The 23,598-nt window shown below is 68.6% G+C and carries 26 protein-coding genes; 21 read left to right on the plus strand and 5 right to left on the minus strand.

Annotated features, from left to right (window positions below; all coding sequences use genetic code 11):
• Positions 1 to 79: 79 nt before the first annotated feature.
• A complete protein-coding gene (locus EJP67_RS14585; protein WP_126022424.1) occupies positions 80 to 1,069 on the plus strand; it encodes a recombination-associated protein RdgC in 990 nt (329 codons plus the stop codon).
• A 154-nt stretch (positions 1,070 to 1,223) separates the two neighbouring features.
• Here the strand turns inward: EJP67_RS14585 and EJP67_RS14590 are convergent, their stop codons facing one another.
• Positions 1,224 to 2,435, minus strand: a complete 1,212-nt coding sequence (locus tag EJP67_RS14590; protein ID WP_126022425.1) for a M20 aminoacylase family protein — start codon at positions 2,433 to 2,435, stop codon at positions 1,224 to 1,226.
• 38 nt (positions 2,436 to 2,473) lie between these two features.
• Positions 2,474 to 3,793, minus strand: a complete 1,320-nt coding sequence (locus EJP67_RS14595) for an MFS transporter (protein ID WP_126022426.1) — start codon at positions 3,791 to 3,793, stop codon at positions 2,474 to 2,476.
• 201 nt (positions 3,794 to 3,994) lie between these two features.
• Here EJP67_RS14595 and EJP67_RS14600 point away from each other — a divergent pair, with 201 nt between their 5' ends.
• Positions 3,995 to 4,939, plus strand: coding sequence for a LysR family transcriptional regulator (locus tag EJP67_RS14600; RefSeq protein WP_126022427.1), 945 nt, complete (start codon positions 3,995 to 3,997; stop codon positions 4,937 to 4,939).
• Here the strand turns inward: EJP67_RS14600 and EJP67_RS14605 are convergent.
• Complete coding sequence (locus EJP67_RS14605) at positions 4,936 to 5,370, minus strand: glycerate kinase (RefSeq protein ID WP_126022428.1); 435 nt, start codon at positions 5,368 to 5,370, stop codon at positions 4,936 to 4,938. The genes EJP67_RS14600 and EJP67_RS14605 overlap by 4 nt on opposite strands.
• Positions 5,371 to 5,518: 148 nt before the next feature.
• Between EJP67_RS14605 and EJP67_RS14610 the strand changes: the two genes are divergently transcribed.
• Positions 5,519 to 5,974 carry a hypothetical protein gene (locus tag EJP67_RS14610; RefSeq protein ID WP_126022429.1) on the plus strand — a complete coding sequence of 152 codons (456 nt, stop codon included), beginning with the start codon at positions 5,519 to 5,521 and terminating at the stop codon, positions 5,972 to 5,974.
• Positions 5,975 to 6,026: 52 nt separating this feature from the next.
• Here the strand turns inward: EJP67_RS14610 and radA are convergent, their stop codons facing one another.
• Both radA and EJP67_RS14620 read right to left on the minus strand, forming a co-directional pair.
• Complete coding sequence (gene radA / locus EJP67_RS14615) at positions 6,027 to 7,418, minus strand: DNA repair protein RadA (RefSeq protein WP_126022430.1); 1,392 nt, start codon at positions 7,416 to 7,418, stop codon at positions 6,027 to 6,029.
• 35 nt (positions 7,419 to 7,453) lie between these two features.
• Positions 7,454 to 8,464, minus strand: a complete 1,011-nt coding sequence (locus tag EJP67_RS14620; RefSeq protein ID WP_126022431.1) for a Bug family tripartite tricarboxylate transporter substrate binding protein — start codon at positions 8,462 to 8,464, stop codon at positions 7,454 to 7,456.
• Between the two features lie 105 nt (positions 8,465 to 8,569).
• Here EJP67_RS14620 and EJP67_RS14625 point away from each other — a divergent pair, with 105 nt between their 5' ends.
• The 18 genes from EJP67_RS14625 to EJP67_RS14710 all read left to right on the plus strand — a co-directional run bounded on the left by EJP67_RS14625 (position 8,570) and on the right by EJP67_RS14710 (position 23,528).
• Positions 8,570 to 9,082, plus strand: a complete 513-nt coding sequence (locus EJP67_RS14625; RefSeq protein WP_126022432.1) for a MarR family winged helix-turn-helix transcriptional regulator — start codon at positions 8,570 to 8,572, stop codon at positions 9,080 to 9,082.
• Positions 9,083 to 9,198: 116 nt separating this feature from the next.
• Positions 9,199 to 9,636 carry a homoprotocatechuate degradation operon regulator HpaR gene (gene hpaR, locus EJP67_RS14630; protein WP_126022433.1) on the plus strand — a complete coding sequence of 146 codons (438 nt, stop codon included), beginning with the start codon at positions 9,199 to 9,201 and terminating at the stop codon, positions 9,634 to 9,636.
• Positions 9,633 to 10,271 (plus strand): fumarylacetoacetate hydrolase family protein, encoded by a 639-nt coding sequence (locus EJP67_RS14635; protein ID WP_126022434.1) that lies wholly within the window; start codon positions 9,633 to 9,635, stop codon positions 10,269 to 10,271. Before hpaR ends, EJP67_RS14635 begins: the two co-directional genes overlap by 4 nt.
• Positions 10,268 to 11,038, plus strand: coding sequence for a fumarylacetoacetate hydrolase family protein (locus EJP67_RS14640; protein ID WP_126022435.1), 771 nt, complete (start codon positions 10,268 to 10,270; stop codon positions 11,036 to 11,038). The genes EJP67_RS14635 and EJP67_RS14640 overlap by 4 nt, the downstream gene beginning before the upstream one ends.
• Before the next feature lie 69 nt (positions 11,039 to 11,107).
• Positions 11,108 to 12,088: a Bug family tripartite tricarboxylate transporter substrate binding protein gene (locus tag EJP67_RS14645; RefSeq protein ID WP_126022436.1), complete on the plus strand. Its 981-nt coding sequence runs from the start codon at positions 11,108 to 11,110 to the stop codon at positions 12,086 to 12,088.
• Positions 12,089 to 12,118: 30 nt separating this feature from the next.
• On the plus strand, positions 12,119 to 13,585 hold the full coding sequence (gene hpaE / locus EJP67_RS14650; RefSeq protein ID WP_126022437.1) for a 5-carboxymethyl-2-hydroxymuconate semialdehyde dehydrogenase: 1,467 nt from the start codon (positions 12,119 to 12,121) through the stop codon (positions 13,583 to 13,585).
• Between the two features lie 38 nt (positions 13,586 to 13,623).
• Positions 13,624 to 14,592, plus strand: a complete 969-nt coding sequence (locus EJP67_RS14655) for a tripartite tricarboxylate transporter substrate binding protein (protein WP_126022438.1) — start codon at positions 13,624 to 13,626, stop codon at positions 14,590 to 14,592.
• A gap of 3 nt (positions 14,593 to 14,595) precedes the next feature.
• On the plus strand, positions 14,596 to 14,931 hold the full coding sequence (locus EJP67_RS14660; protein WP_126022439.1) for an aromatic ring-opening dioxygenase subunit LigA: 336 nt from the start codon (positions 14,596 to 14,598) through the stop codon (positions 14,929 to 14,931).
• Positions 14,928 to 15,755: a DODA-type extradiol aromatic ring-opening family dioxygenase gene (locus EJP67_RS14665; protein ID WP_126022440.1), complete on the plus strand. Its 828-nt coding sequence runs from the start codon at positions 14,928 to 14,930 to the stop codon at positions 15,753 to 15,755. The genes EJP67_RS14660 and EJP67_RS14665 overlap by 4 nt, the downstream gene beginning before the upstream one ends.
• 16 nt (positions 15,756 to 15,771) lie before the next feature.
• Positions 15,772 to 16,179 (plus strand): 5-carboxymethyl-2-hydroxymuconate Delta-isomerase, encoded by a 408-nt coding sequence (locus tag EJP67_RS14670; protein WP_126022441.1) that lies wholly within the window; start codon positions 15,772 to 15,774, stop codon positions 16,177 to 16,179.
• A 24-nt stretch (positions 16,180 to 16,203) separates the two neighbouring features.
• Positions 16,204 to 17,007, plus strand: a complete 804-nt coding sequence (gene hpaH, locus EJP67_RS14675; RefSeq protein WP_126022442.1) for a 2-oxo-hept-4-ene-1,7-dioate hydratase — start codon at positions 16,204 to 16,206, stop codon at positions 17,005 to 17,007.
• 5 nt (positions 17,008 to 17,012) lie between these two features.
• Positions 17,013 to 17,834 (plus strand): 4-hydroxy-2-oxoheptanedioate aldolase, encoded by an 822-nt coding sequence (hpaI, locus tag EJP67_RS14680; protein ID WP_126022443.1) that lies wholly within the window; start codon positions 17,013 to 17,015, stop codon positions 17,832 to 17,834.
• A gap of 25 nt (positions 17,835 to 17,859) precedes the next feature.
• Complete coding sequence (locus tag EJP67_RS14685) at positions 17,860 to 18,330, plus strand: nuclear transport factor 2 family protein (RefSeq protein WP_126022444.1); 471 nt, start codon at positions 17,860 to 17,862, stop codon at positions 18,328 to 18,330.
• 44 nt (positions 18,331 to 18,374) lie between these two features.
• Positions 18,375 to 20,135: a dihydroxy-acid dehydratase gene (gene ilvD / locus EJP67_RS14690; RefSeq protein WP_126022445.1), complete on the plus strand. Its 1,761-nt coding sequence runs from the start codon at positions 18,375 to 18,377 to the stop codon at positions 20,133 to 20,135.
• Between the two features lie 37 nt (positions 20,136 to 20,172).
• Positions 20,173 to 21,168, plus strand: coding sequence for a Bug family tripartite tricarboxylate transporter substrate binding protein (locus tag EJP67_RS14695; protein ID WP_126022446.1), 996 nt, complete (start codon positions 20,173 to 20,175; stop codon positions 21,166 to 21,168).
• 141 nt (positions 21,169 to 21,309) lie between these two features.
• The gene (locus EJP67_RS14700; RefSeq protein WP_126022447.1) at positions 21,310 to 22,110 is read left to right on the plus strand and encodes a class II aldolase/adducin family protein; all 801 of its coding nucleotides are present in this window, start codon (positions 21,310 to 21,312) and stop codon (positions 22,108 to 22,110) included.
• Positions 22,111 to 22,128: 18 nt separating this feature from the next.
• Positions 22,129 to 23,118, plus strand: a complete 990-nt coding sequence (locus EJP67_RS14705) for a 2-dehydropantoate 2-reductase (protein ID WP_126022448.1) — start codon at positions 22,129 to 22,131, stop codon at positions 23,116 to 23,118.
• A gap of 206 nt (positions 23,119 to 23,324) precedes the next feature.
• Positions 23,325 to 23,528, plus strand: a complete 204-nt coding sequence (locus EJP67_RS14710; RefSeq protein WP_026346788.1) for a hypothetical protein — start codon at positions 23,325 to 23,327, stop codon at positions 23,526 to 23,528.
• Positions 23,529 to 23,598 lie beyond the last annotated feature (70 nt).

Consider the following 23,598-nt stretch of genomic DNA (forward strand, 5'->3'; position numbering starts at 1 on the left):
GCTTGCGATTTTACGGCGCCGGGCCGAACGGCCTGCCCGACAATGGCCGGCTGTCCAAACCGTTGGAAAAAGGGTTTCCGTGTCCGTATTCAAGAACGTCATCGTCTATCGCATCGAACCCGCCTGGTCCCAGACACTGGCCGAGGCGGAGGAAGGGCTGGGCAGGCAGCGCTTCGAGCCCTGCGGCCCCTCGCAGGAAAAGTCCGCCGGCTGGATCGAGCCGCGCGGCGAGGCCAACGGCCCGCTGGTGGAGTCCATCGACGGCCAGTGGCTGGTCGAATACATGATCGAAAGCAAGCAGGTGCCCGGCTCGGTGGTTCGCCGCAAGGTCGACGAGCGCTGCGCCCACATCGAGGCCACCACCGGCCGCAAGCCCGGCAAGAAGGAAAAGAAGGAGCTCAAGGAAGACATCACCCTCGAGCTGCTGCCGATGGCCTTCACCCGCAGCGCGCGCGTGACGGTGTGGATCGACAAGGCCGAGAACCGCCTGGTGATCAACACCGGCAACGCCTCGCGCGCCGACGAAGTGGTCACCAGCCTCGTGAAGTCGCTCGACGGCTTCGCGGTGGCGCTCATCAACACCCAGGTCGAGCCCGCCGCCGCCATGGCCAACTGGCTGCTCACGCAGGAGCCGCCGGCCGGCTTCACCATCGACCGCGAGTGCGAGCTCAAGGCCAGCGACGACTCCAAGGCCGTGGTGCGCTACGCCAAGCATCCGCTGGACATCGACGAGGTCAAGCAGCACATCACTGACGGCAAGCGCCCCACCCGCCTCGCGCTGACCTGGGACGACCGCGTGTCCTTCGAGCTCACGCACGGCCTGCTGATCCGCAAGATCGCCTTCCTCGAAGGCACGGGCGATGGCGCGGCGGGCGGCAAGAAGGAAGACAACTTCGACGCCGACGTGGCCATCGCCACCGGCGAGCTGGGCCAGCTGGTGCCCGCGCTGCTCGACGCGCTGGGCGGCGAGGCAGCCTTCACCGCCGCGCCGCAGGACGAAGCGGCCAAGCCTGCCGCCGCCCAATCCGAGGCTACGGCAGGGGCCGAAACGGAAGACGCGCCGTTCTGAGGCCGTCAGGAACACGGACAACCGAACGCAGAGGAAATACAAAAACTACGCAAAGGTCGCAAAAGAAACCAAGGAAAAAATTTCTGGTTTTCCTTTCGCGACCTTTGCGTCCTCTGCGTCCGGCTGCCCACTCCCGCATTCCAGCAGCTTGCGATCAGGCCACCAGATAGGTCTGCGCCAGCCGCACCCAGCAGGCGGCCCCAAGCGGCAGCACTTCGTCGTTGAAGTCGTAGCCGGGGTTGTGGACCATGCAGCCGCCGAATTCGCCCTCGCCGTTGCCCAGCAGCAGGTAGCAGCCCGGCAGTTCGGAGAGCATCCAGGCGAAGTCCTCGCTGCCCGAGAAACCCTTGGGCGCCTGCCTGACGACGTTCTCCTCGCCCACCAGCTCGGCGCACACTTTCGCCGCAAGCTCGGTCTCGGCGGCGGTGTTGACCACCGGGGGCACGAGCTGGCGGTAGTCGATCTCGGCTTCCACGCCGTGCGCCTGCGCGGTGAGGCTCACGATCTCGCGGATGCGCTGCTCGACCAGCGCACGCGTCTCGGGTCGCGCCGCGCGCACGTTCAGGCCCAGCGACACCGACTGCGGGATCACGTTGTGCGTGGCGCCGCCGCGGATGAAGCCCACCGACACCACCGCCGTGTCGTCGGGCGCCACGTTGCGCGCCACCACCGTCTGCAGGGCCGTCACCACCGCCGCGGCTGCCGCGACCGGATCGCGCGCGCGGTGCGGCATGGCGCCGTGCCCGCCCACGCCCTTGATGGTGACGTCGGCCACGTCGGACGACAGCGTGACCGGGCCTTCGATCGCCATCATCGTGCCCACCGGCACGCCCGGCGCGTTGTGCAGCGCGTACACCGCATCGCAGGGGAAGCGCTCGAACAGGCCGTCCTCGATCATGGCGCGCGCGCCGCAGAGGTTTTCTTCGTCGGGCTGGAAGATCAGGTTCAGCGTGCCGTCGAAGTCGCGCGCCTTCGCCAGCGCCTTGGCGGCCGCCAGCAGGATGGCCGTGTGACCGTCGTGCCCGCAGGCGTGCATGCGCCCGGCGTTGCGGCTCGCGTACGGCAGGCCGGTGGCCTCGGTGATGGGTAGCGCGTCCATGTCGGCGCGGATGCCCAGGCGGCGCGTGCCGCTGCCGAGCCTGAGCTGCGCCACGATGCCGGTGCGGCCGATGCCGGTGTGCACCTCGTAGCCCCAGCTGCGCAGCAGGTTCGCTACCAGCTCGCTGGTAGCGTTCACCTCGAAGCCGAGCTCGGGGTTGGCGTGGATCTGCCTGCGGATGTCGACGAAGGCCTGGGTGTCGACGTCGGCCTGCGGCAGCAGGCGCGACAGGAGCTTGGTGGTCTGGGGGCTGAGTTGGCGGGTCATCTGAGAAATCTTTTCCTTTCGTCGTCTGCGGATGGCGTTCAGGCCGCCTTGCGTTCGCGCAGGCTCAGCAGCGCGCCGAGGCTCAGCACGCCGCAGACCATCATGTAGAAAGCAGGCGACATCGGGTTGCCGGTCTTCGCGAGCAGCCAGGTCACGATGAACTGCGAGGAGCCGCCGAACACCGTCACGCCCACGCTGTAGATCACCGAGATGCCGCTGGCGCGCACGCCGGCTGGCAGCATCTCCAGCAGCATCAGGAACATGGGCGTGGTGCCGATGTTCACACTCGCGGTGAGCAACGCAGACAGCGCCAGCACCAGCGGCACGCTCGGGTACTGGCCGATGAGCCAGAACACCGGGTACACCGCGATCACGCTGAAGAGCAGCGAGCCGATCACCAGCGGCTTGCGGTTCGGCAAGCGGTCCGCGAGCCGCCCCGCGACGAGCGACACCACGAACAGCGTGATGCCCGTGACGCAGCCCGACAGCAGCGACAGCGACGGCGGCATGTGCAGCACGCGGATCATGTAGGTGGGCATGAAGAACACCACGAGGTACATCGTGGCCGTGCCGGCGGTGGTGGCCAGGATGCCCTTGAGCACCAGTCCGCCGTGCTCGCGCAGCAGCCGGCCGATGGGGCTGGACTCATGGCTCTCGGCGACGTGCGTCTCTTCCAGGTGCGCGCGGATGTAGAGCCCCACCGGCGCGATCAGCAGCCCGAGCAGGAACGGCAGGCGCCAGCCCCAGCTCTCCAGCGAGGCTTGCGGCAACGCGGCATACAGCGCGGCGCCGGTGAGCGCGCCCAGCAGTGCCGAAACGCCCTGGCTCGCAAGCTGCCAGCTCACGCGAAAGCCCCGGCCCTTCACGCCGCCCGCCTCCATCAGCATCGACGTGGCGGCCCCCACCTCGCCGCCGAGCGAGAAACCCTGCAGCAGCCGGCCCAGCACGATCATCAGCGAGCCGAAGACGCCAGCCGACGCATAGGTGGGCGCGAAGGCGATGCACAGCGTGCCCAGCACCATGAGCCCGATGGTCAGCGTCATCGCCGCCTTGCGGCCCTTGCGGTCGGCGTAGTTGCCGATGATCACACCGCCCAGCGGACGCATCACGAAGCCGATGCCGAAGGTGGCTACCGCCAGCAGCAGCGAGCCGTAGGGGCTGTCGGAGGGAAAGAACAGCTTGCCGATCAGCAGCGCGAAGAAGCTGTAGACGGTGAAGTCGTACATCTCCAGCGCATTGCCCAGCGAACAGGCTGCGATCAGGCGGAACTGGCTCTGCTTCTTTCCCTTGCCGTGCTGCACCACGGCAGTTGGTGAAGAGGCCCCGATCGGGCTTGCGGGCAATGCGGCTTCGCTCATCTAATGTCACTCCACGTACAGGTTGCGAGAGGGCGTGCATCGACTGCGGGCCCGTTCGCGGCGGAGTATTCAGGCAAAGCGCTGCGGCGAAGAATCACAAATTTTCATGCTGATAACCAAACGGCATCCCCGTCATAAACAGGCGCCGGAAGCCATCGGGACAACCCCCAAGAGGCCTCTTTCCGGGAGCGGCGCACCACGATGAAGCTGCAACAGTTGCGCGTACTGCTGGCCGTGGCGCAGCACGGCAGCATCCACGAGGCCTCGCGCAGCCTGCACACCACCCAGCCCGCGCTGTCGAAGACCATCTCGGAGCTGGAGCGCGAACTCGGCGTGACGCTGATGTCGCGCTCCACGCGCGGCGTGAGCCTCACGGCCTACGGCACGGCGCTGGTCAAGCGCGCGAGCGTGGTCGAGCAGGAGCTGCGGCACGCGCTGGAAGACATCGAGGCGATACGCGGGCACGACGAGGCGCAGCTCAACATCGGCTTCACCGCCGTGGCCTCCAGCGGCCCGCTGCCCGATGCGATGGCCTCGTTCCGCAGGCGCTTTCCCAACGTGGCGCTGCGCGGCTTCGAGCTGCGGCCGCAGCAGATCTTCGAGGGCCTGCGCGAAGGCCGGCTCGACCTGGGGATGGTCTCCACCTGCAACGGGCCGGGAACCAACGCATTCCAGTGGGAGCCTCTCTTCTCGGTGGCCATGCACCTGTCGGTGCGCACCGGCCATCCGCTTAGGCGTGTGCGCAGGCTGCAGCCGCTGGTGGACGCCGACTGGCTCGTGCTCGACCCCATCGACGACGCGGGCAGCCCGCTGGTGAGCATGATGAACATGCACGGGCTGGAGATGCCCAGGCGCATGGTGCAGAGCGCCTCGAACCTGCTGGGCCTGCAGCTGGCCACGCAGACCGACCTGATCAGCATGTGGTCGGATTTCGTGTTCCACGGGGCGGGGCCGCTGCGGCTGCAGCCCCATCTGCTGGAGAAATTGCCGATCACCGACGAGCTGCCGGACTTCGACGTGTTCCTGGTCTACCGCTCGGCCGACCTGATGACGCACGCATGCGCCGAATTCGCGAAGGAGGCGCGCCACCAGGCGAAGGCCAATCCGCCGTGGCGACAGCCCCGGCGCAAGGGGAGCACGACCTAGGCTGCCGTGTTGTTGGCCTCGTCGTCAGCCGGCGTTTCGGGGCGGGTGAGGGTCCAGCTCTGCAGCTTGCCGCCGTTGAACACGGCATCGACGTACGAGCCGCCGCCATCGGTCCAGCGGTAGTGCTCGGGCTGCTCGTCCTTGGGCGAGCGCAGTTCGCCGAGGGCGCGCGTCATCGCGATCACATGCATCAGCGTCACGCCCGGCTTGAGCTTGGCGTTGAGCATCACCGCGCTGGCCACATAGCCCACCGGCCGCTCGGCCGCGCGCTTGAGCACCTGCATGGCGCGGTTGAAGTGCAGCAGCAGGAACATCACGATCGCGCCACCGGCCAGGGCGACACCGCCCCACCCGCCAGCGCGCCAGGCCAGCGCCATGACGACGATGGCGCCCACGGGCAGCAGAAAGTTCTTGAAATTCATGGCGTGCATTGTCGCCGCCCGTGCGCGCCCTCCGAAGTAGCCACCCCGACTACCGCAAGGGGCGAAAAACGGTACTCGGCGCCAAAAGCGATCCGTACCGGCGCATCGGCAGGCACATTTCGCCGCACGGGCATCCGCCCGGGCCACCGAAAAGCGTATGACCATTCCGCGCTCCGTCACATTCGTTCGTCTCACCCTCGCCGCCACGCTCACGGCCGCCGCGCTCAGCGGCTGCTACGTCGTGCCGCTCGGGCAACCCGCTCCCTCGGCGCCGCCTTCGCAGGCTTACGCCGTCGCGCCGGGCCCGGTCGCACAGACCTTCAACGCGCGGCTGTACCCGTCGAATGCCGAGGCCTCGCGCTACGGCGTCGTCTCCGGCACGGTGACCAACGACATGAACGGCCGCGGCCACTTCAACGCGCAGATCGGCGGCGAACAGTTTCAGGGAGAGGCAACCCGGGTCGCCGGCTCGCGTGCCAACGGCGTGGCGAACGCCACGGGCAGCCGCGGCGGCAACCTGAGTTGCCAGTATTCGATGAACTCGGCCACGCTGGGCAGCGGCCAATGCGTGCTCGACAGCGGACCGGCGTTCACGATGCACATCGGGGGATAGGGAGGGTAGGCCCGGCGCGACAGCGTGCGCGCCGGGTCATTTTTTCCCGGTTTCAGTCGAGGCGGCGGACGACGTCCATCGCCTCCTCGATACGGTCCACCGCGTGGATCGTCAGCCCTTCGATTTCCTTCGCGCCCTTCTTGGGCGCGTTCGCCTTCGGCACCACCGCCACGCTGAAGCCCAGCTTGGCGGCCTCGCGCAGGCGCTCCTGCCCGCGCGGCGCGGGGCGCACCTCCCCGGCCAGGCCCACTTCGCCGAAGGCGATGAAGCCCTTGGGCATGGGCTTGCCGCGCAGGCTGGAGGTGATGGCCAGCATCACGGCCAGGTCGGCCGCGGGCTCGCTGATGCGCACGCCGCCCACCGCGTTCACGAACACGTCCTGGTCCATGCAGGCCACGCCGGCGTGGCGGTGCAGCACCGCCAGCAGCATCGCGAGGCGGTCTCGGTCCAGGCCCACCGAGAGGCGGCGCGGGCTCGGCCCGCCGTTGTCGACCAGCGCCTGGATTTCCACCAGCATCGGCCGCGTGCCTTCGAGCGTGACGAGCACCACGCTGCCGGGCACGGGCTCGGCATGCTGGCTCAGGAAGATCGCGCTCGGATTGGTCACGCCCTTCAGGCCGCGCTCGGTCATGGCGAACACGCCGATCTCGTTGACCGCGCCGAAGCGGTTCTTGATGGCGCGCACGAGGCGGAAGCTCGAATGCGTGTCGCCCTCGAAGTACAGCACCGTGTCGACCATGTGCTCCAGCACGCGCGGACCGGCGAGCGCGCCCTCCTTCGTGACGTGGCCCACCAGCACTACGGCCGTGCCGCTGGTCTTGGCGAAGCGCGTGAGGTGCGCCGCGCATTCGCGCACCTGCGCCACCGAGCCCGGGGCCGAGGTGAGCTGGTCGGAGTAGACGGTCTGGATCGAGTCGATCACCGCGATGGCCGGGCGCGTGGCGTCGAGCGTGGCGATGATCTTCTCGAGCTGGATCTCCGCCAGCACCTGCACCTGCGAGTGGTCCAGGCCCAGCCGCCTGGAGCGCAGCGCCACCTGCGAGCCGCTTTCCTCGCCGGTGACGTAGAGCGCGTTCTGCCCGGCGTGCTGCAGCGCGTCGACCGCCTGCAGCAGCAGCGTCGACTTGCCGATGCCCGGGTCGCCGCCGATCAACGTGACGCCGCCGGAGACGATGCCGCCGCCCAGCACGCGGTCGAGCTCGTCGATGCCGGTGGGCGTGCGCGCGACGTCGGTCGCCTCGATCTCGGAGAGCGTCGCGAGCTCCGATGCGCCCGCGAGCGACGCGAACTGGGTGCCGAAGCGGTTGTTGGCGGGCCCGCTGCCGGCGCCCGCGACCTGCTCGACGAGCGTGTTCCATGCGCCGCAGCTGGGGCATTTGCCCAGCCACTTCGGGCTGGTGCCGCCGCATTCGCTGCAGACGAAAAGTGATTTGTCCTTGGCCATCCTTCGAGTTTAGGTGGCCGGGCGATGCTGCTTCTTCAGTCGTTGGCCTGGAAGTTCACCGCCTTCATGATCGCCGCCCATCTCGCGGTGTCCTCGCGCATGGTCTTCAGCAGCGCCTCGGGGCCGTCGCCGACCGGGTACATGCCGTTCTGCAGCAGCTGCTGGCGCACCTCGCGGGAATTCACCGCGCGCGTGAACTCGGCGCGCAGCTGGTCGAGCACCGGCTTCGGCGTCTTCTGCGGCGCGTAGTACGCGAACCAGGCGGTCGCCACCACGTCCTTCAGGCCGCTCTCCACGAAAGTGGGCAGGCTGGGCATCAGCGGCGAGCGCTTCTCGCCGCTGGTGGCGATGACCTTCACGCGGCCGGTGGGCAGCAGCTGCAGCGCGCCGCCGACGGTGTCGAAGTAGGCGGGAACGATGCCGCCCATCACGTCCTGGCGCGCCGGCGTGGAGCCGCGATAGGGCACGTGCACCATCGACAGCCCCGCCGATCGGTTGAGCATCTCGCCGAGAAAGTGCGAGGGCGTGCCCGCGCCGTACGACGCGAAGCTCACGCCGCCGGGCTGCTTTTTGGCCCAGGCGATGAATTCGGCGACCGTGTTGGCCGGCACGTCCTTGTGCACCACCAGCGCGAGCTCGAAGCGGGCCGCGTTGATGATCGGCTGGAAATCCTTGACCGGGTCGTAGGTCAGGTTCCTGTAGGCGCTCGGGAACATGGTCATCATGCTCGCGGTGCCCAGCAGCAGCGTGTGGCCGTCGGGTGCGGCGGTCTTCACCACGTCGACCGCGATGCGCCCGGCGGCGCCGGAACGGTTGTCCACGATGAGCGGGCCGAGCGACTCGCGCACTTCCTGCGCGATGGCGCGGGTGAGCACGTCCTGCGTGCCGCCGGCGGGCACGCCGATGAGCACGCGGATGGGGGTTCCCGGCGCGATTGCCGGCTGCGCCCGCACGGCCGTCGCCAGCGGCGCGAGGGCCATGCCGCCGAGCGTAGCCAGCACGCGGCGGCGCCTGTGAAGATGCAGGAACTGCGGGTCTGTCGTCATCTGTCTTGTCTCCGTTGCTTGCTGTCTGCGCAGCGCGATGGGTCGCGGCCACTGTAGAGCGCCGACAATTGGTTCATCTAATCAATCATTGCCCGGGCAAACCCTATGCCGATGCAAGCGCAGCCCCGCACGCTCGACGACCTGCTGCTCTACCGCACCAGCCGGCTGCTGTCGGTCGCGGGCAGCATGGTCATCCGGCTGTGCGAGGGGCGCTTCGGCATCACGCGGCGCGAATGGCGGCTCATCGCCACGCTCGCGGGGCACGGCGCGCTGGGCTCGTCGCAACTGGCGGAGCACGCGCAGCTCGACCGGGCACGTACGTCGCGCGCCGTGAGCTCGCTGGTCGAGAAGGAACTGGTCTCGCGCGAGCAGCCCGCGGGCGACCGCCGCCATGTGCTCCTGCGCCTGACCGCGCGAGGCACGAAGCTGCATGCGGAGCTTTATCCGCTGGTCTGCGCGATCAACACCGAGCTGCTGGGTGCGCTGAAGACCGACGAAGTGGCGCTGCTCGACGACATGCTGCAGCGCCTGCATGCGCGCGGCGAGGCGATGGTGGCTGCCGCAGCCGACCTGCCCAAGGCCGACCGGCGCCGCCGTGAAGCACCCGCCGCGCGCTGAAGCGCACCGCACGGCGTATCCGTGCATACCCTAGGTTTGCGAATCGACCCGGCAATCGGCTAGGAAAGCCGCGACGATTCATTTAACATGTTAAGTAATTTCGGAAGAGACAAGCCTTGAGCACCACATTCACTCATCGCAACCTGCCGCGCCTGCTGCTGCAGGCACGCGAGGCCGTGATGGCCCACACGCGGCCCAGCCTGCGGGAGCATGCGCTGTCCGACCAGCAATGGCGCGTGCTGCGCGTGCTGGGCGAGCACGGCGCGGTCGACACCGGCCGCGTGGCGCGCGAGGCCTTCATCCTCGGGCCCAGCCTCACCGGCGTGCTCGCGCGCATGGAGCGCGACAACCTCATCACCCGTTCGCGCGATCCGGCCGACCAGCGCCGCACCGTGGTCGAGGCCACGCCGCACGGCATGAAGCTGGTGAAGCGGCTGGGCAGCAGCATCGAGGCCCACTACGACTGGATGGAACAGTCCCTCGGCAAGGCCAAGCTCGCGCAGCTCTACGGGCTGCTCGACGAACTCATCGCACTGGAGCAACCCTCGCCATGAGCAGCACTCCCCATTTCCTGCCCACAGGCACGGTGTACGGCACCCTGCTCAACTTCCGCGCGGAGGTGGAGGCGCTCGCGCCGCAGATGACGCAGCCGCCCTACAAGGCACCGCCGAAGGCGCCCGTGCTCTACGTGAAGACGGCCAACACCTGGAGCCCGCACGGCAGCGCCATCACGGTGCCGGCCGGCGTACCCGAGGTCGAAGTCGGCGCGAGCATCGGCATGGTGATCGGCGCCGAGGGCGACGTCGAAGGCTTCGTGCTGATGAACGACCTGTCGATTCCCCACGCGAGCTTCTTCCGCCCGCCGGTCAAGTTCAAGTGCGTCGACGGCTTCCTCGGCATCGGTCCCGTGCTGCGCGACGCGCAGGAAGTGGCCGACCCCGCGAATTTCCGCGCCGAGGTGCGCATCAACGGCGAACTGAAGCAGTCGCTCGACTTCTCGCAGCTGGTGCGACCGGCGCAGCAGCTGCTCGCCGACGTCGGCGAGTTCATGACGCTCGCGCACGGCGACGTGCTGATGCTCGGCTGCGGCGCCGGCCGTCCGCTGGCCCGCGCGGGCGACCGCATCGACATCTCCGCGCCGGGTTTCGAGACCCTGAGCAATACGCTGGTGAAGGAGGCCACGGCATGAAGCACGCACGCGTCATCTTCGAAGGCCGCGAGTACACCGGCACCAGCCACGAATTCGACGGCCGGCCCGACGCGGCCGTGCAGCTGGACGACGGCCGCGTCGTGCCGCAGGAGCAGCTCGTGTGGCTGCCGCCGCTTGCACCGACTGCGCGCCCGCGCACCATCCTCGCGCTGGGCCTCAACTACGCCGACCACGCCAAGGAACTCGAATTCAAGGCGCCCGAGGAGCCGCTGGTGTTCGTCAAGGGCCAGAGCGCGCTCATCGGCCATCGCCAGCACACGCGGCGCCCGGCCGGCGTGCAGTTCATGCACTACGAATGCGAGCTCGCCATCGTGGTCGGCAAGACCGCGAGGAACGTGAAGCGCGACGACGCCTACGACTTCATCGGCGGCTACACCGTGGCCAACGACTACGCCATCCGCGACTACCTGGAGAACTGGTACCGCCCCAACCTGCGCGTGAAGAACCGCGACACCTGCACGCCGCTGGGCCCGTGGTTCGTGGACGCCGCCGACATCGCCGACCCGATGGCGCTCGCGCTGCGCACCACGGTGAACGGCACCGTCACGCAGGAAGGCAACACGCGCGACATGATCTTCGACGCGCCCTTCCTCATCGAGTACTTCAGCCGCTTCATGACGCTCTCGCCGGGCGACCTGATCCTCACCGGCACGCCCGACGGCGTGGTCGACTGCAAGCCGGGCGACGTGGTCGTCACCGAGATCGAAGGCATCGGCGCGCTGGTCAACACCATCGCGGCGGCCTGAGCCGGTGCGCCGTCGCAGCGCATCTTTTCCTTGCCATATCCAAAACCAGATCAGCGGAGACAACACGACATGATCACCGGCAGAAAGCTCCTCCAGTCCACCGCGGCCGCCCTGGCGCTGGCCGTCTCGGCCGCAGCCCTCGCGCAGAACGCCTACCCCGCCAAGCCCGTGCGCTGGGTGGTCGGCTACCCGGCCGGCGGCGGTACCGACTTCCTCGCGCGCACCGTGGGCGCGCAGGTCTCGCAGCAGATGGGCCAGCCGGTGCTGGTGGACAACCGCCCCGGCGCGGGCGCGATCATCGCGTCGGAGAACGTGGCGCGTTCGCCGGGCGACGGCTACACCGTGTTCTCCGCCGACAACGGCGTGCTGGTCTACAACCCCGCGCTCTACAGGAAGCTGCCCTACGACGCCGAGAAAGACTTCGCCCTCGTCGGCATGATGGGGCGCTCGCCGCTCATCATCACCGCGGCGCCCAATGCCGGCATCGCCGACGCGAAGGCGCTGCTGGCCGCGCTGAAGGCATCGCCCGGCAAGTACAGCATCGCGACGCCGGGCACCGGCAGCCCGCACCACCTCGCCTACGAACTGTTCCAGCGCGAGGCCGGCGTGTCGATGCTGCACGTGCCCTACAAGGGCGGCGCCCCCGCGCTGCAGGACCTGATGGGCGGCCAGGTCGCGCTGATGATGCTCGACCTGCCCAGTGGCGTGAGCGCCGTCAAGGCCGGCAAGGTGATTCCGCTGCTGGCCATGTCGGGCGAGCGCGTGCCGCAGCTGCCCAACGTTCCCACGGCCAAGGAGCTCGGCTTCGCCAACGTCGAGGCCTACACATGGCAGGGCCTCGTGACGCCCGCGGCCACGCCGAAGGAAGTACAGGCGAAGCTGGGCAGCGAGCTGCAGAAGGCCATGGCCGATGCCGGCGTGAAGCAGAAGCTCTACGACGCCGGCTGGGAAGCACGCCCCGCCGACGCTACCGAAATGACGCGCTACGCCGATTCGGAGCGCAAGAAGTGGCATGCCCTCATCAAGTCGCGCGACATCAAGCTGGACTGACAGATCCGGACCCTTTTTGGACCCTTTCCCATGCAACAGATCGACCATCTCATCGACGGCAAGTCCGTCAAGGGCTCGGACTACTTCGAGACCGTCAACCCCGCCACGCAGGAAGTGCTGGCCGAAGTCGCCTCGGGCGGCGAGGCCGAAGTCAACGCCGCCGTGGCTGCCGCCAAGGAAGCATTTCCCAAGTGGGCCGGCATGCCCGCGCCCGAGCGCGCCAAGCTCATCCGCAAGCTCGGCGACCTGATCGCGAAGAACGTGCCCGAGATCGCGCAGACCGAGACCAACGACTGCGGCCAGGTCATCGCCCAGACCGGCAAGCAATTGGTGCCGCGCGCGGCCGACAACTTCTACTACTTCGCCGAGATGTGCACGCGCGTCGACGGCCACACCTACCCCACGCCCACCCACCTGAACTACACGCTGTTCCACCCGGTGGGCGTCTGCGCGCTCATCAGCCCGTGGAACGTGCCCTTCATGACGGCCACCTGGAAGGTCGCGCCCTGCCTGGCCTTCGGCAACACCGCCGTGCTGAAGATGAGCGAGCTCTCGCCGCTGACAGCCGCGCGCCTGGGCGAACTGGCGCTGGAAGCCGGCATTCCGCCGGGCGTGCTGAACCTGGTGCACGGCTACGGCAAGGAAGCCGGCGAGCCGCTGGTGGCGCACCCCGACGTGCGCGCCATTTCGTTCACCGGCTCCACCGCCACCGGCAACCGCATCGTGAAGAGCGCGGGCCTGAAGAAGTTCAGCATGGAGCTCGGCGGCAAGAGCCCCTTCGTCATCTTCGGCGACGCCGACCTCGACCGCGCGCTCGACGCGGCCGTGTTCATGATCTTCAGCAACAACGGCGAGCGCTGCACCGCAGGATCGCGCATCCTGGTGCAGCAGTCGATCTACGCCGACTTCGCAGCCAAGTTCGCCGAGCGCGCCAGGCGCATCACCGTGGGCGACCCGCTGGACGAGAAGACCATCGTCGGCCCGATGATCTCGCAGGCCCACCAGGCCAAGGTGCGCAGCTACATCGAGCTGGGCCCGAAGGAAGGCGCGACGCTGCTGTGCGGCGGGCTGGAAGCGCCCTCGAACCTGCCCGAGCGCGTGAAGAAGGGCAACTACGTGGCGCCCACCGTGTTCGCCGACGTGGACAACCGCATGAAGATCGCGCAGGACGAGATCTTCGGCCCCGTCGCCTGCCTCATTCCGTTCAGGGACGAGGCCCACGCCATCGAGCTGGCCAACGACATCCAGTACGGCCTCAGCAGCTACGTGTGGACCGAGAACATCGGCAAGGCGCACCGCGTGGCCGCCGCCGTGGAGGCCGGCATGTGCTTCGTCAACAGCCAGAACGTGCGCGACCTGCGCCAGCCCTTCGGCGGCACCAAGGCCTCGGGCACCGGCCGCGAAGGCGGCACCTGGAGCTACGAAGTGTTCTGCGAGCCGAAGAACGTGGCGGTGTCGCTGGGCTCGCACCACATTCCGCACTGGGGCGTGGCGTGAGCCACGATCCGACAGTCGTGCAAGGGCGTGGCGTGAGCATGCAACGTCGCACGCTGCTGCAAGGCGCGGCCGCCCTCGCGGCCCTGCCCTCGCTCGCACGCGCGCAGGGCACATGGCCCGCCAGGCCGATCCGCGTGATCGTGCCCTTCACGCCAGGCGGCACCACCGACTTCGTCGCGCGCCTCGTCGGCACGGAGCTGTCGAAGACGCTGGGCCAGCCGGTGATCGTCGACAACAAGCCCGGCGCGGGCACGGTGATCGGCGTCGATGCCGCTGCCAAGGCCGCGCCCGACGGCTACACCTTCGTCTGCGTGGCCAACAGCTTCACGGCCAACCAGACGCTGATCCGCAAGCTGCCCTACGACACGCAGAAGGACCTGCGCCCGGTCGCACTCATGGGCATGTCGGAGCACGTTCTGGCCACGCACCCCAACAGCGGCCTGAAGACGCTGGCCGACCTGCGCAATGCCGCCAAGGCGAAGCCCGGCACGCTGAGCTTCGCATCCTTCGGCAACGGCACCTCGGCCCATCTCTCGGGCGAGATGCTCAGGCTGCAGATGGGCCTGGACATCGTGCACGTACCGTACAAGGGCCAGGGTCCGGCGCTCACCGACCTGCTCGGCGGACAGGTGACGATGATGTTCGGCAACTGGCCAGAGTTCCGCGGCCACATCCAGAGCGGCAAGCTGGTGGCGCTGGGCATGGCGACCGCCCAGCGCTCTCAGTACGCGCCGTCCATACCCACACTGGCCGAACAGGGCGTGGCCATCGAGTCCAATTCGTGGAACGGCCTGCTGGCGCCCGCCGGCACGCCCGAAGCCATCGTTGCGCGCATGAACGCCGAGGTGAACCGCGCGCTCGCGGGCCCTGCCGTGACCGACGCCTTCCAGAAGGGCGGCATCGCGTCGCTGTCGGGCACGCCCGAGCGCTTCGCGGCCTTCATCCAGAGCGAGATCGCGAAGTACGCCGAGGTGATCCGCAAGGCCAACATCCAGATCGAGGGCTGAACCATGAGCCTCTATGCGATGCAGAAATTCCTCTTTGCGCTCAACCGCGAGCCCGAGGTGCAGCGCCGCTATGCCGAAGGCGGCGAGGCGCGCGCGGCGCTGCTGGGCGCCTACGATTTCACCGAGGAGGAACGCGAGGCCATCGACACCGGCGACATCGGCAAGCTCTACGTGCTCGGCTGCAACGGCCAGCTGCTGATGCACTTCGCGCCGCTGCTGGGCATTCCATGGGCCGACTACCTCGAGGCCATGCGCGAGGGCGTGCGAAAGTACGGGCCGGTGCGCGCGGGGATCTATGCCATGACAACGGGAACCGACGAGAAAGTGGCGGGCGTATGAGTCTGGTTTTTGCAGGCGTGTGCAGCCACGCCCCCGGCATCACCGGCCGCGCGCACCTGGCCGACCCGGCCGTGAAGGACGAGTTCCACGCGCAGTTCCATCGCTTCGGCGAGGCGATGCGCGCGACGAAGCCCGACGCGGTGATCGTGATCGCCGCCGAGCACTTCGCGAACTTCTTCATGAACAACATGCCGGCCTACGCGATCGGCATGGCCGATAGCTACGAGGGCCCGATCGAGGACCCGAAGTGGCTGGGCATCGAGAAGCGCCGCATCCCCGGCGACGCGGCGCTCTCGCAGCGGCTGATCCGCGAGGTGATGCAGACGGTGGACGTGGCCTACGCGGAGGAGTGGAAGTTCGACCACGGCATCATGGTGCCGCTGAACTTCCTCACGCCGAAGTTCGACACCAAGGTCATTCCCGTGAACATCAACTGCCAGGGTCCGCCGCTCACGCCGCTGCACCGCGCCTGGGCCTTCGGTGAAGCGCTGCGCCGCGCCTGCGACAAGGTGCCCGAGCGCATCGCGCTGGTGGGCACGGGCGGCATCTCGCACTGGCCGGCCACGCCCGACTCGGGCAAGGTCAACGCCGAATGGGACGCCGAGTTCATGCGCCGCTGGTGCGCCAACGACCGCGAGGCGCTGCTCTCGCAGGACGACTACGCCGACGAGGCCACCTACCGCGAAGCGGGCCAGGGCGGTTTCGAGATCCGCACCTTCATCAGCGTGGCGGCCGCCGCGCGCGGCAAGGGCGAGATCTTCCACATGAAGGCGATCCCGATCTTCGCGGTGACCTGCACGGCCGCGACGATGTCGGTCGAATGAACGCAAGGAAGCGACGATGCCCCACCTGGTGATCCTCTACACGCCGAACATCGAAGCCGAGACCGACATGCCGGCCCTGTGCCGCACGCTGGCCGACACCATGCTGAAGCAGCGCGACGAGGCCGGCAAGCCGGTCTACCCCACCGGCGGCACGCGCGTGCTGGCCTACCCCGCGGCGCACTACGCGGTGGCCGACGGCAAGGCCGACTACGCCTTCGTGTACCTCAACCTGCGCATGGCCGCGGGCCGCTCCGAAGCGGTGAAGAAGAAGGCCGGCGACGACCTGCTGGCGGCCGTGCGCGCGCACTTCGCGCCGATCTTCGACAGGCGCCACATCGGCATCACGCTGCAGATCGACGAGAGCCCGGGGCAGGTGTACGACGGCAAGCACAGCAACCTGCATCCGCTGTTCAACAAGAACTGAACGACAGGAAAAGAACGGACCCACATGCTCTCCCAAGCCACCATCGCCCAACTGGCCGCCGAGCTGCACGAAAGCGAGAAGTCGCGCGTGCAGGTCGAGCACTTCTCCAAGCGCTTTCCCGAGATGACGATCGAGGACGGCTACGCCATCTCGCGCGAGTGGGTGAGGACCAAGATCGCCGAGGGCCGCACGGTGAAGGGCCACAAGATCGGCCTGACCTCGCGCGCGATGCAGCAGTCCAGCCAGATCGACGAACCCGACTACGGCACGCTGCTGGACGACATGTTCTTCGAGCAGGGCGGCGACATCCCGTTCAAGCGCTTCATCGCGCCGCGCATCGAAGTGGAGCTGGCCTTCGTGCTGGGCAGGAAGCTGCAGGGCCCGAACGTGACGATGTTCGACGTGCTGGCCGCCACCGACTACGTGGTGCCCGCAATCGAGATCATCGACGCGCGCATCGAGCAGTTCGACCGCCGCACCAAGGCGCCGCGCAAGGTGTTCGACACCATCTCCGACAACGCGGCCAACGCCGGCATCGTCATGGGCGGGCGCCCCGTGAAGCCCGACGCGGTGGACCTGCGCTGGGTGAGCGCGCTGCTCTTCAAGAACGGCGTGATCGAGGAATCGGGCGTGGCCGCCGCCGTGCTCAACCACCCGGCCAACGGCGTGGCCTGGCTCGCGAACAAGCTCGCGCCGTGGGACGAGTGCCTGGAGGCCGGCGAGGTGGTGCTGGGCGGCTCGTTCACGCGACCCACGACGGCTGTGCCCGGCGACACTTTCCACGCCGACTACGGCCCCCTCGGCTCCATCTCCTTCCGACTCGCTTGAGAACCATGCACACACCCATCAACACATTCAAGCAGGCCCTCGCGGCCAGCAAGCCCCAGATCGGCCTGTGGGTCGGGCTGGCCGACGGCTACGCGGCCGAGATCCTGGCCGGCACCGGCTACGACTGGCTGCTGGTCGACGGCGAGCACGCGCCCAATGACGTGCGCTCGGTGCTCGCGCAGCTGCAGGGCATCTCCAGCGCATGGTCGGCGCAGGCCGAGGCCGAACGCTCGCACCCCATCGTGCGCATCCCGGTGGGCGACACCACGCTGATCAAGCAGTACCTGGACATCGGCGCGCAGACGCTGCTGGTGCCCATGGTCGACACCGCCGAGCAGGCCGCGCGCCTGGTGCAGGGCATGCGCTACCCGCCCGAGGGCATCCGCGGCATGGGCAGCGCGCTGGCGCGTGCCTCGCGCTGGCAGGCCTATCCCAACTACCTGCACGAGGCCAACGCCCAGACCTGCCTGCTGGTGCAGGCCGAGACGGTGGAGGCGATGAAGAACCTCGACGCCATCGCGGCCACGCCGGGCGTGGACGGCGTGTTCATCGGCCCGGCCGACCTGTCGGCCTCGATGGGCTTCGTGGGCCAGCCCAACCACCCGGAGGTGCAGGCGGTGATCGCCGATGCGATCGCGCGCATCCTCAAGGCGGGCAAGGCGCCGGGCATCCTCTCGACCACCGAGGAGCAGGCGCGCAAGTGGCTCGCGGCCGGCGCGCTGTTCGTGGCGGTGGGCGTGGACACCGTCGTGCTGGCGGCGGCGGCGAAGCAACTGCTGGCGAAGTACAAGGCCGCGCCCGGTGCGGCCTCCCCCAACGGTTATTGATCTTCTTCATTCGGGAGCACACGCGATGCAACGCACCACCCTCGCCGCGATGGCCGCGGCGGCCGCCCTCTTCCTCACCGCCTGCGCGCCCATGGGCGGCGGCAAGCCCGCAGCCACCGCCCAGCAGGAAGCCAACCGCCAGGCGGTGCTGGCCTTCTACGAGAAGGGCCTGAACCAGAAGGACGCCGACGCGGCCCTGCAGTACGTGGGCAACCGCTACGTGCAGCACAACCCCACGGCGGCCGACGGCCCCGAGGGCTTCCGCAAGTTCATCGCCTTCCTGCGCGAGAAGTTCCCGAATTCGCGCAGCGAGATCAAGCGCAGCTTCGTCGACGGCGACTACGTGATCCTGCACGTCAACGCGATCCGCGAGCCGGGCACGCGCGGCAGCGCCATCGTCGACATCTTCAAGCTGGAGAACGGGAAGATCGTCGAGCACTGGGACGTGGTGCAGCCCGTGCCCGAGACCGCCGCGAACAGGAACGGCATGTTCTGACCGCCTCCCTTGCGCAATACAACCCGCCAGCCGACGCCAGCCCGATGACCAAGCCAGACGACACGAACGACAGCAGCAGTAGCAGCAACGACGGCAAGCGCTTCCGCTCCGCCACCATCCGCGAGGGCACGATCCGCGCGACCACGCGCAGCTTCCTGCATGCGCTGGGCCAGGACGACGAGGACATCGCGCGCCCGCACGTCGGCGTGTTCCACACCGGCGGCGAGATGAGCCCGTGCAACCTCAACCTGCGCGAACAGGCGCAGCACGCCAAGACCGGCATCTACGCCGGCGGCGGCACGCCGCACGAGTGCCCGGTGGTGTCGATCAGCGACGGGCTGACGATGGCGCACTCGGGCATGCGCTTCTCGCTGATCTCGCGCGAACTCATCGCCGACAGCGTGGAAGCCTCCACGCGCGGCCACCAGTGGGACGGCATCTTCGCCATCGGCGCCTGCGACAAGAACCTGCCGGGGCTGATGATGGGCATGGTCCGCTGCAACGTGCCCAGCGTGTTCGTGCACGGCGGCTCGGCGCTGCCAGGCCAGATGCCGGGGCCCGACGGGCAGGACCTGAACGTGGTCGACACCTACGAGACCATCGGCAAGGTGCTGGCCGGCACCGCCACGCACGACGAGCTCGACGCGATGAGCCGCGCCTGCCTGCCGACGGCAGGCGCGTGCGCGGGGCAGTTCACGGCCAACACCATGGGCATGGTGTCCGAGGCGCTGGGCCTGGCGCCCATCGGCTCCAGCATGGTGCCGGCCGTGTTCAGCGAGCGTGCGCCGCTGATGCGCCGTGCCGCGAAGACGCTGATGAAGGCGGTCATGGGCGACGGCCCGCTGCCGCGCGACATCGTCACGCGCAAGGCGCTGGAGAACGCCTGCGCCATCGTCTCGGCCACGGGCGGCTCGACCAACGCGGCGCTGCACCTGCCGGCCATCGCGCACGAGGCGGGCATCAGCTTCCACCTCGACGACGTGGCGGAGATCTTCGCCCGCACCCCGCTCGTCGCCGACCTGCGCCCGGGCGGCAGGTACCTGGCGCGCGACGTGTTCTATATCGGCGGCGCGGGCGTCATCCTGCGCACGCTGCTGGAGCAGGGCTTCCTGCACGGCGACGCGCTCACCTTCACCGGACGCACCATGGCCGAGGAGCTGGCCGGCGCACTGGCGCCCGACGGCCGCGTGGTGCGCGAAGCCGGCCACCCGATCACTCGCGACGGCGGGCTGGCGGTTCTCAAGGGCAACCTCTGCCCGGACGGCGCGCTGCTCAAGACGGCGGGGCTCAAGGGCCTGGTGTTTCGCGGCCCGGCGCGGGTCTTCAATTCCGAGGAAGAGGCGCAGGCCGCCGTGCAGAACCGCCGCTACGAGGCGGGCGACGTGATCGTGATCCGCAACGAAGGCCCGAAGGGCAGCCCCGGCATGCGCGAGATGCTGGGCATCACCGCCCTGCTCTACGGCCAGGGCATGGGCGACAAGGTGGCGCTCTTGACCGACGGGCGCTTCTCGGGCGCTACGCGCGGCCTTTGCATCGGCTACGCCGGGCCTGAAGCGGCGGACGGCGGACCGATCGCGGCGCTGCGCGACGGCGACATGGTGTCCATCGACGCGCGGGCGGAAGCGCGCGCCATCACGGTCGACCTGACGGCCGAGGAAATCGCGTCGCGGCTCGCCAAACGTGAGGTAAACGCGGGGGTCGCGCGCGGCGGTGTACTGGAAAAATACGCGCTCACCGTGCGCCCTGCCCACCAGGGCGCCGTGACCCACTCGGGCGCGGTCACCTGGCTGCGCGACGAGTCTTGATCGACCCCTCCACAACCACCGTCCGGAGAGAGACACCATGAGCTTCACGCGCCGCCAGATCCTGCAGACCACCAGCGCATCCGCCCTGATCGCCAGCATCGGCCAGAACGTCTTCGCGCAGGCGACGACCAACCTCGAGACCGCCACCATCGTCACCGGCTTCGCGGCCGGCGGCACCTCCGACACCACCTGCCGGCGCCTGGCGACCAAGCTCGGCGGCGACTACGCGAAGACGGTGGTGGTGGAGAACCGCACCGGCGCCGGCGGCCAGATCGCCGTGGGCTACGTGAAGGGCAAGCCGGCCGACGGCAGCACCATCCTGCAGACGCCGACCTCGATCCTCACGATCTACCCCCACATCTACAAGAAGCTGCCGTACGACCCGATGGTCGACATCACGCCGGTGAGCCTGGCCTGCATCTTCGACTTCGGCTTCGCGGTGGGCCCGGCGGTGCCGGCCAGCGTGAAGAGCGTGCCCGAGTTCCTGGCCTGGGCGAAGGCCAACCCGGCGGGCGCCAACTACGGCTCGCCGGCCGCCGGCTCCACGCCCCACTTCATCGGCGCGCTGCTGGGCAAGAAAGGCGGCGTCGAGCTCAAGCACGCGGCCTACCGCGGCACGCAGCCGGCCATGCTCGACCTGCTGGGCGGCAACATCTCGGCCGTCTCGGGCCCGATCGGCGACATCACGCAGCACCTGCCCACGGGCAAGGTGCGCATCCTGGGCGTGTCGGGCGCCAAGCGCAGCCGCTTCGCGCCCGAAGTGCCCACCTTCGGCGAACAGGGCCTGAAGGACATGGCGCACAGCGAGTGGTTCGCCTTCTTCCTGCCGGCCAAGGCCTCGCCCGAGCTGGTGGCGAAGCTGAACACCGCGATGAAGAACGCGCTCGCGCAGAAGGACGTGATCGACGGCCTCGGCACCTTCGGCCTGGAAGCGATGTCTTCCACGCCGGCCGAGCTGACGGAACTGCTGAAGAAGGACACCGCCAAGTGGGCGCCGATCGTCAAGGAAGTCGGCTTCACGGCGGAAGGTTAGACCACCCCGTTTCTTGCTCACTTCGTGTAGCCGAATCCCCCTCAAGGGGCAACACCAGCGGCCCGGCAAAGCCGGTTCCGCGGTGTTCCCAGCGAAGACCGCCGGCCGGCGCGATGGGCAAGCCATTTAGAAGGAACTGCCATGAACACACTCGCCACCACAGTGCCATCGTCGACCTCGGCGCTGGTTCATCCCTCGATCCACCCCGACGAGCGCGCCGCGCGCGAGGAGCTCGCGGCCTGCTATCGCGTGTTCGCGATGCTGGGCTGGACGGAGATGATCTACAACCACATCACGGTGCGGCTGCCCGACAGCGTGACTGGCGGCGAGAAGCAGTTCCTCATCAACCCCTTCGGCCTCCACTACAGCGAGGTCACGGCCAGCAACCTGGTGAAGATCGACCTGCAGGGCAAGGTGCTCGACGGTTCGTCGTACCCGGTGAACCCGGCCGGCTTCACGGTGCATGCCGCGATCCACGACGGGCTGGAGGGCGCGCACTGCGTGATGCACACGCACACCACGGCCGGCGTGGCCGTGGCCTGCCTGCAGGGCGGCCTGCAGCAGACCAATTTCTATACGGCGCAGTTGCACGACAGAGTGGCGTACCACGACTTCGAGGGCATCACCATCCATGCCGACGAGGGCCCGCGCCTGCTCAAGAGCATCGGCGAGCGCAACGCGGTGATCCTGCGCAACCACGGCCTGCTGGCCTGGGGGCAGACGCTGCCGCAGACCTTCGCGATTTTGTGGACGCTGCAGCGCGCCTGCGAGATCCAGATGGCGACCTTCTCCATGGGCCAGGCCATTCCGGTGAGCGAGGAGATCGCCCGGCGCTGCACGCGCGACGCGCTGCAGTTCAGCCCCGAGCATGGCGCGGGGCAGGACGTGTTCAACGCGCTGGTGCGGCAGGTGGACCGCATCGATCCCTCCTACCGCAACTGAACCGGAACGGCTTAGCTCATGAAGATCTGCATCTACGGCGCCGGCGCGATCGGCGGATGGATCGGCGTCGGCCTCGCGCAGGCGGGCGAACGGCTGAACGTGGTGGCGCGCGGCGCCACCCTGGAAGCACTGCAGCGCGACGGCCTGTCGCTGATGCGCGGCAGCGCGGGTGGAGAGGTGCGCACGCGCGTGCCGGTCAACGCGGTGGCCGACCCCGAGGCGCTCGGCGTGCAGGACCTGGTGGTCATCGCCGTGAAGGCGCCCGCGCTGGCCGGCGTGGCCGAGCGCATCGGGCCGCTGATCGGCGCCGACACCGTCGTGCTGGTGGCGATGAACGGCGTGCCGTGGTGGTTCCTGGAAGGCGGCTTCGGCGGCGAGATCACCGGCCACCGGCTCGCCGCCGTGGACCCCGACGGGGCCATCGCGCGCGCGATCCCGTCGCGCAACGTGATCGGCTGCGTGGTGCATGCGAGCTGCTCGCTCGACGGGCCGGGCGTGGTGCGGCACCACTTCGGCAACGGGCTGATCATCGGCGAGCCTTCGGGCGAGGCCACGCCGCGCGTGCAGAAACTGCTGGCGCTGCTGAAGAGCACCGGCATCGAGACCACGCTGTCGCCGCAGATCCAGAAGGACGTGTGGTTCAAGCTGTGGGGCAACATGACGGTGAACCCGATCAGCGCGCTCACCGGCTGCACCACCGACCTGATCATGGGCGACGACTACGTGCGCGGCTTCATCTCGGCGGTGATGCTGGAAGCCAAGGAAATCGGCCGGCGCATCGGGATCGAGATCACGCAGAGCCCCGAAGACCGGCACGAGATCACGAAGAAGCTGGGCGCGTTCAAGACTTCCATGCTGCAGGACGTGGAGGCCGGGCGCTCGGTGGAACTGGACGCGCTGGTCACGGTGGTGCGCGAACTGGGCGAGTTGACGGCGGTGGCCACGCCCTTCACCGATGCGCTGCTGGGCCTGGCGCGGCTGCGCACGCGCAAGCTCGGGCTGTACTGAGTACTGAGCCGGTCCGTCGGCCAGAGTCAGGCCGCGCACAGGTTCGGCCCGCAGACTGAAGAAGAGACGGGGGTGGGGTTGCGGGGGCCGCAAACCCTGTACCCCCGCTTTTCTTCTTGGGCTATCCTCTCGCCACTCAAAATGCACGTAGCGATTTATTACACACCACCAAGGCTGCCTGCATGTCCGAGAACAAGGGGAGACGGATGCGTTTGATCTTCATCGAGCTGCTGGTGGCGCTGGTGCTGCTGCCCATCAGCGGCCTGTTCTGGTGGTGGGCCTTCGGCATGGGCGGCCTCGCGGTGGCTGGCTTCGTGGTGGTTGCGGGCGGTGCTCTCTATCTGGTGGTGCGGGGCGTGCGCTCCGCCAAGAAGCAGCTCGGCCATCCGGGCGACGACCGCGAAGAATGAGCGCGGGCCTGCAACGGGCCTGCCCGCCGCACCGGCGGCACAGAAACATTCGCATTCAATTCGCCGACGC

The sequence above is a fragment of the Variovorax guangxiensis genome, from assembly GCF_003952165.1.
Classification (GTDB): domain Bacteria; phylum Pseudomonadota; class Gammaproteobacteria; order Burkholderiales; family Burkholderiaceae_C; genus Variovorax; species Variovorax guangxiensis.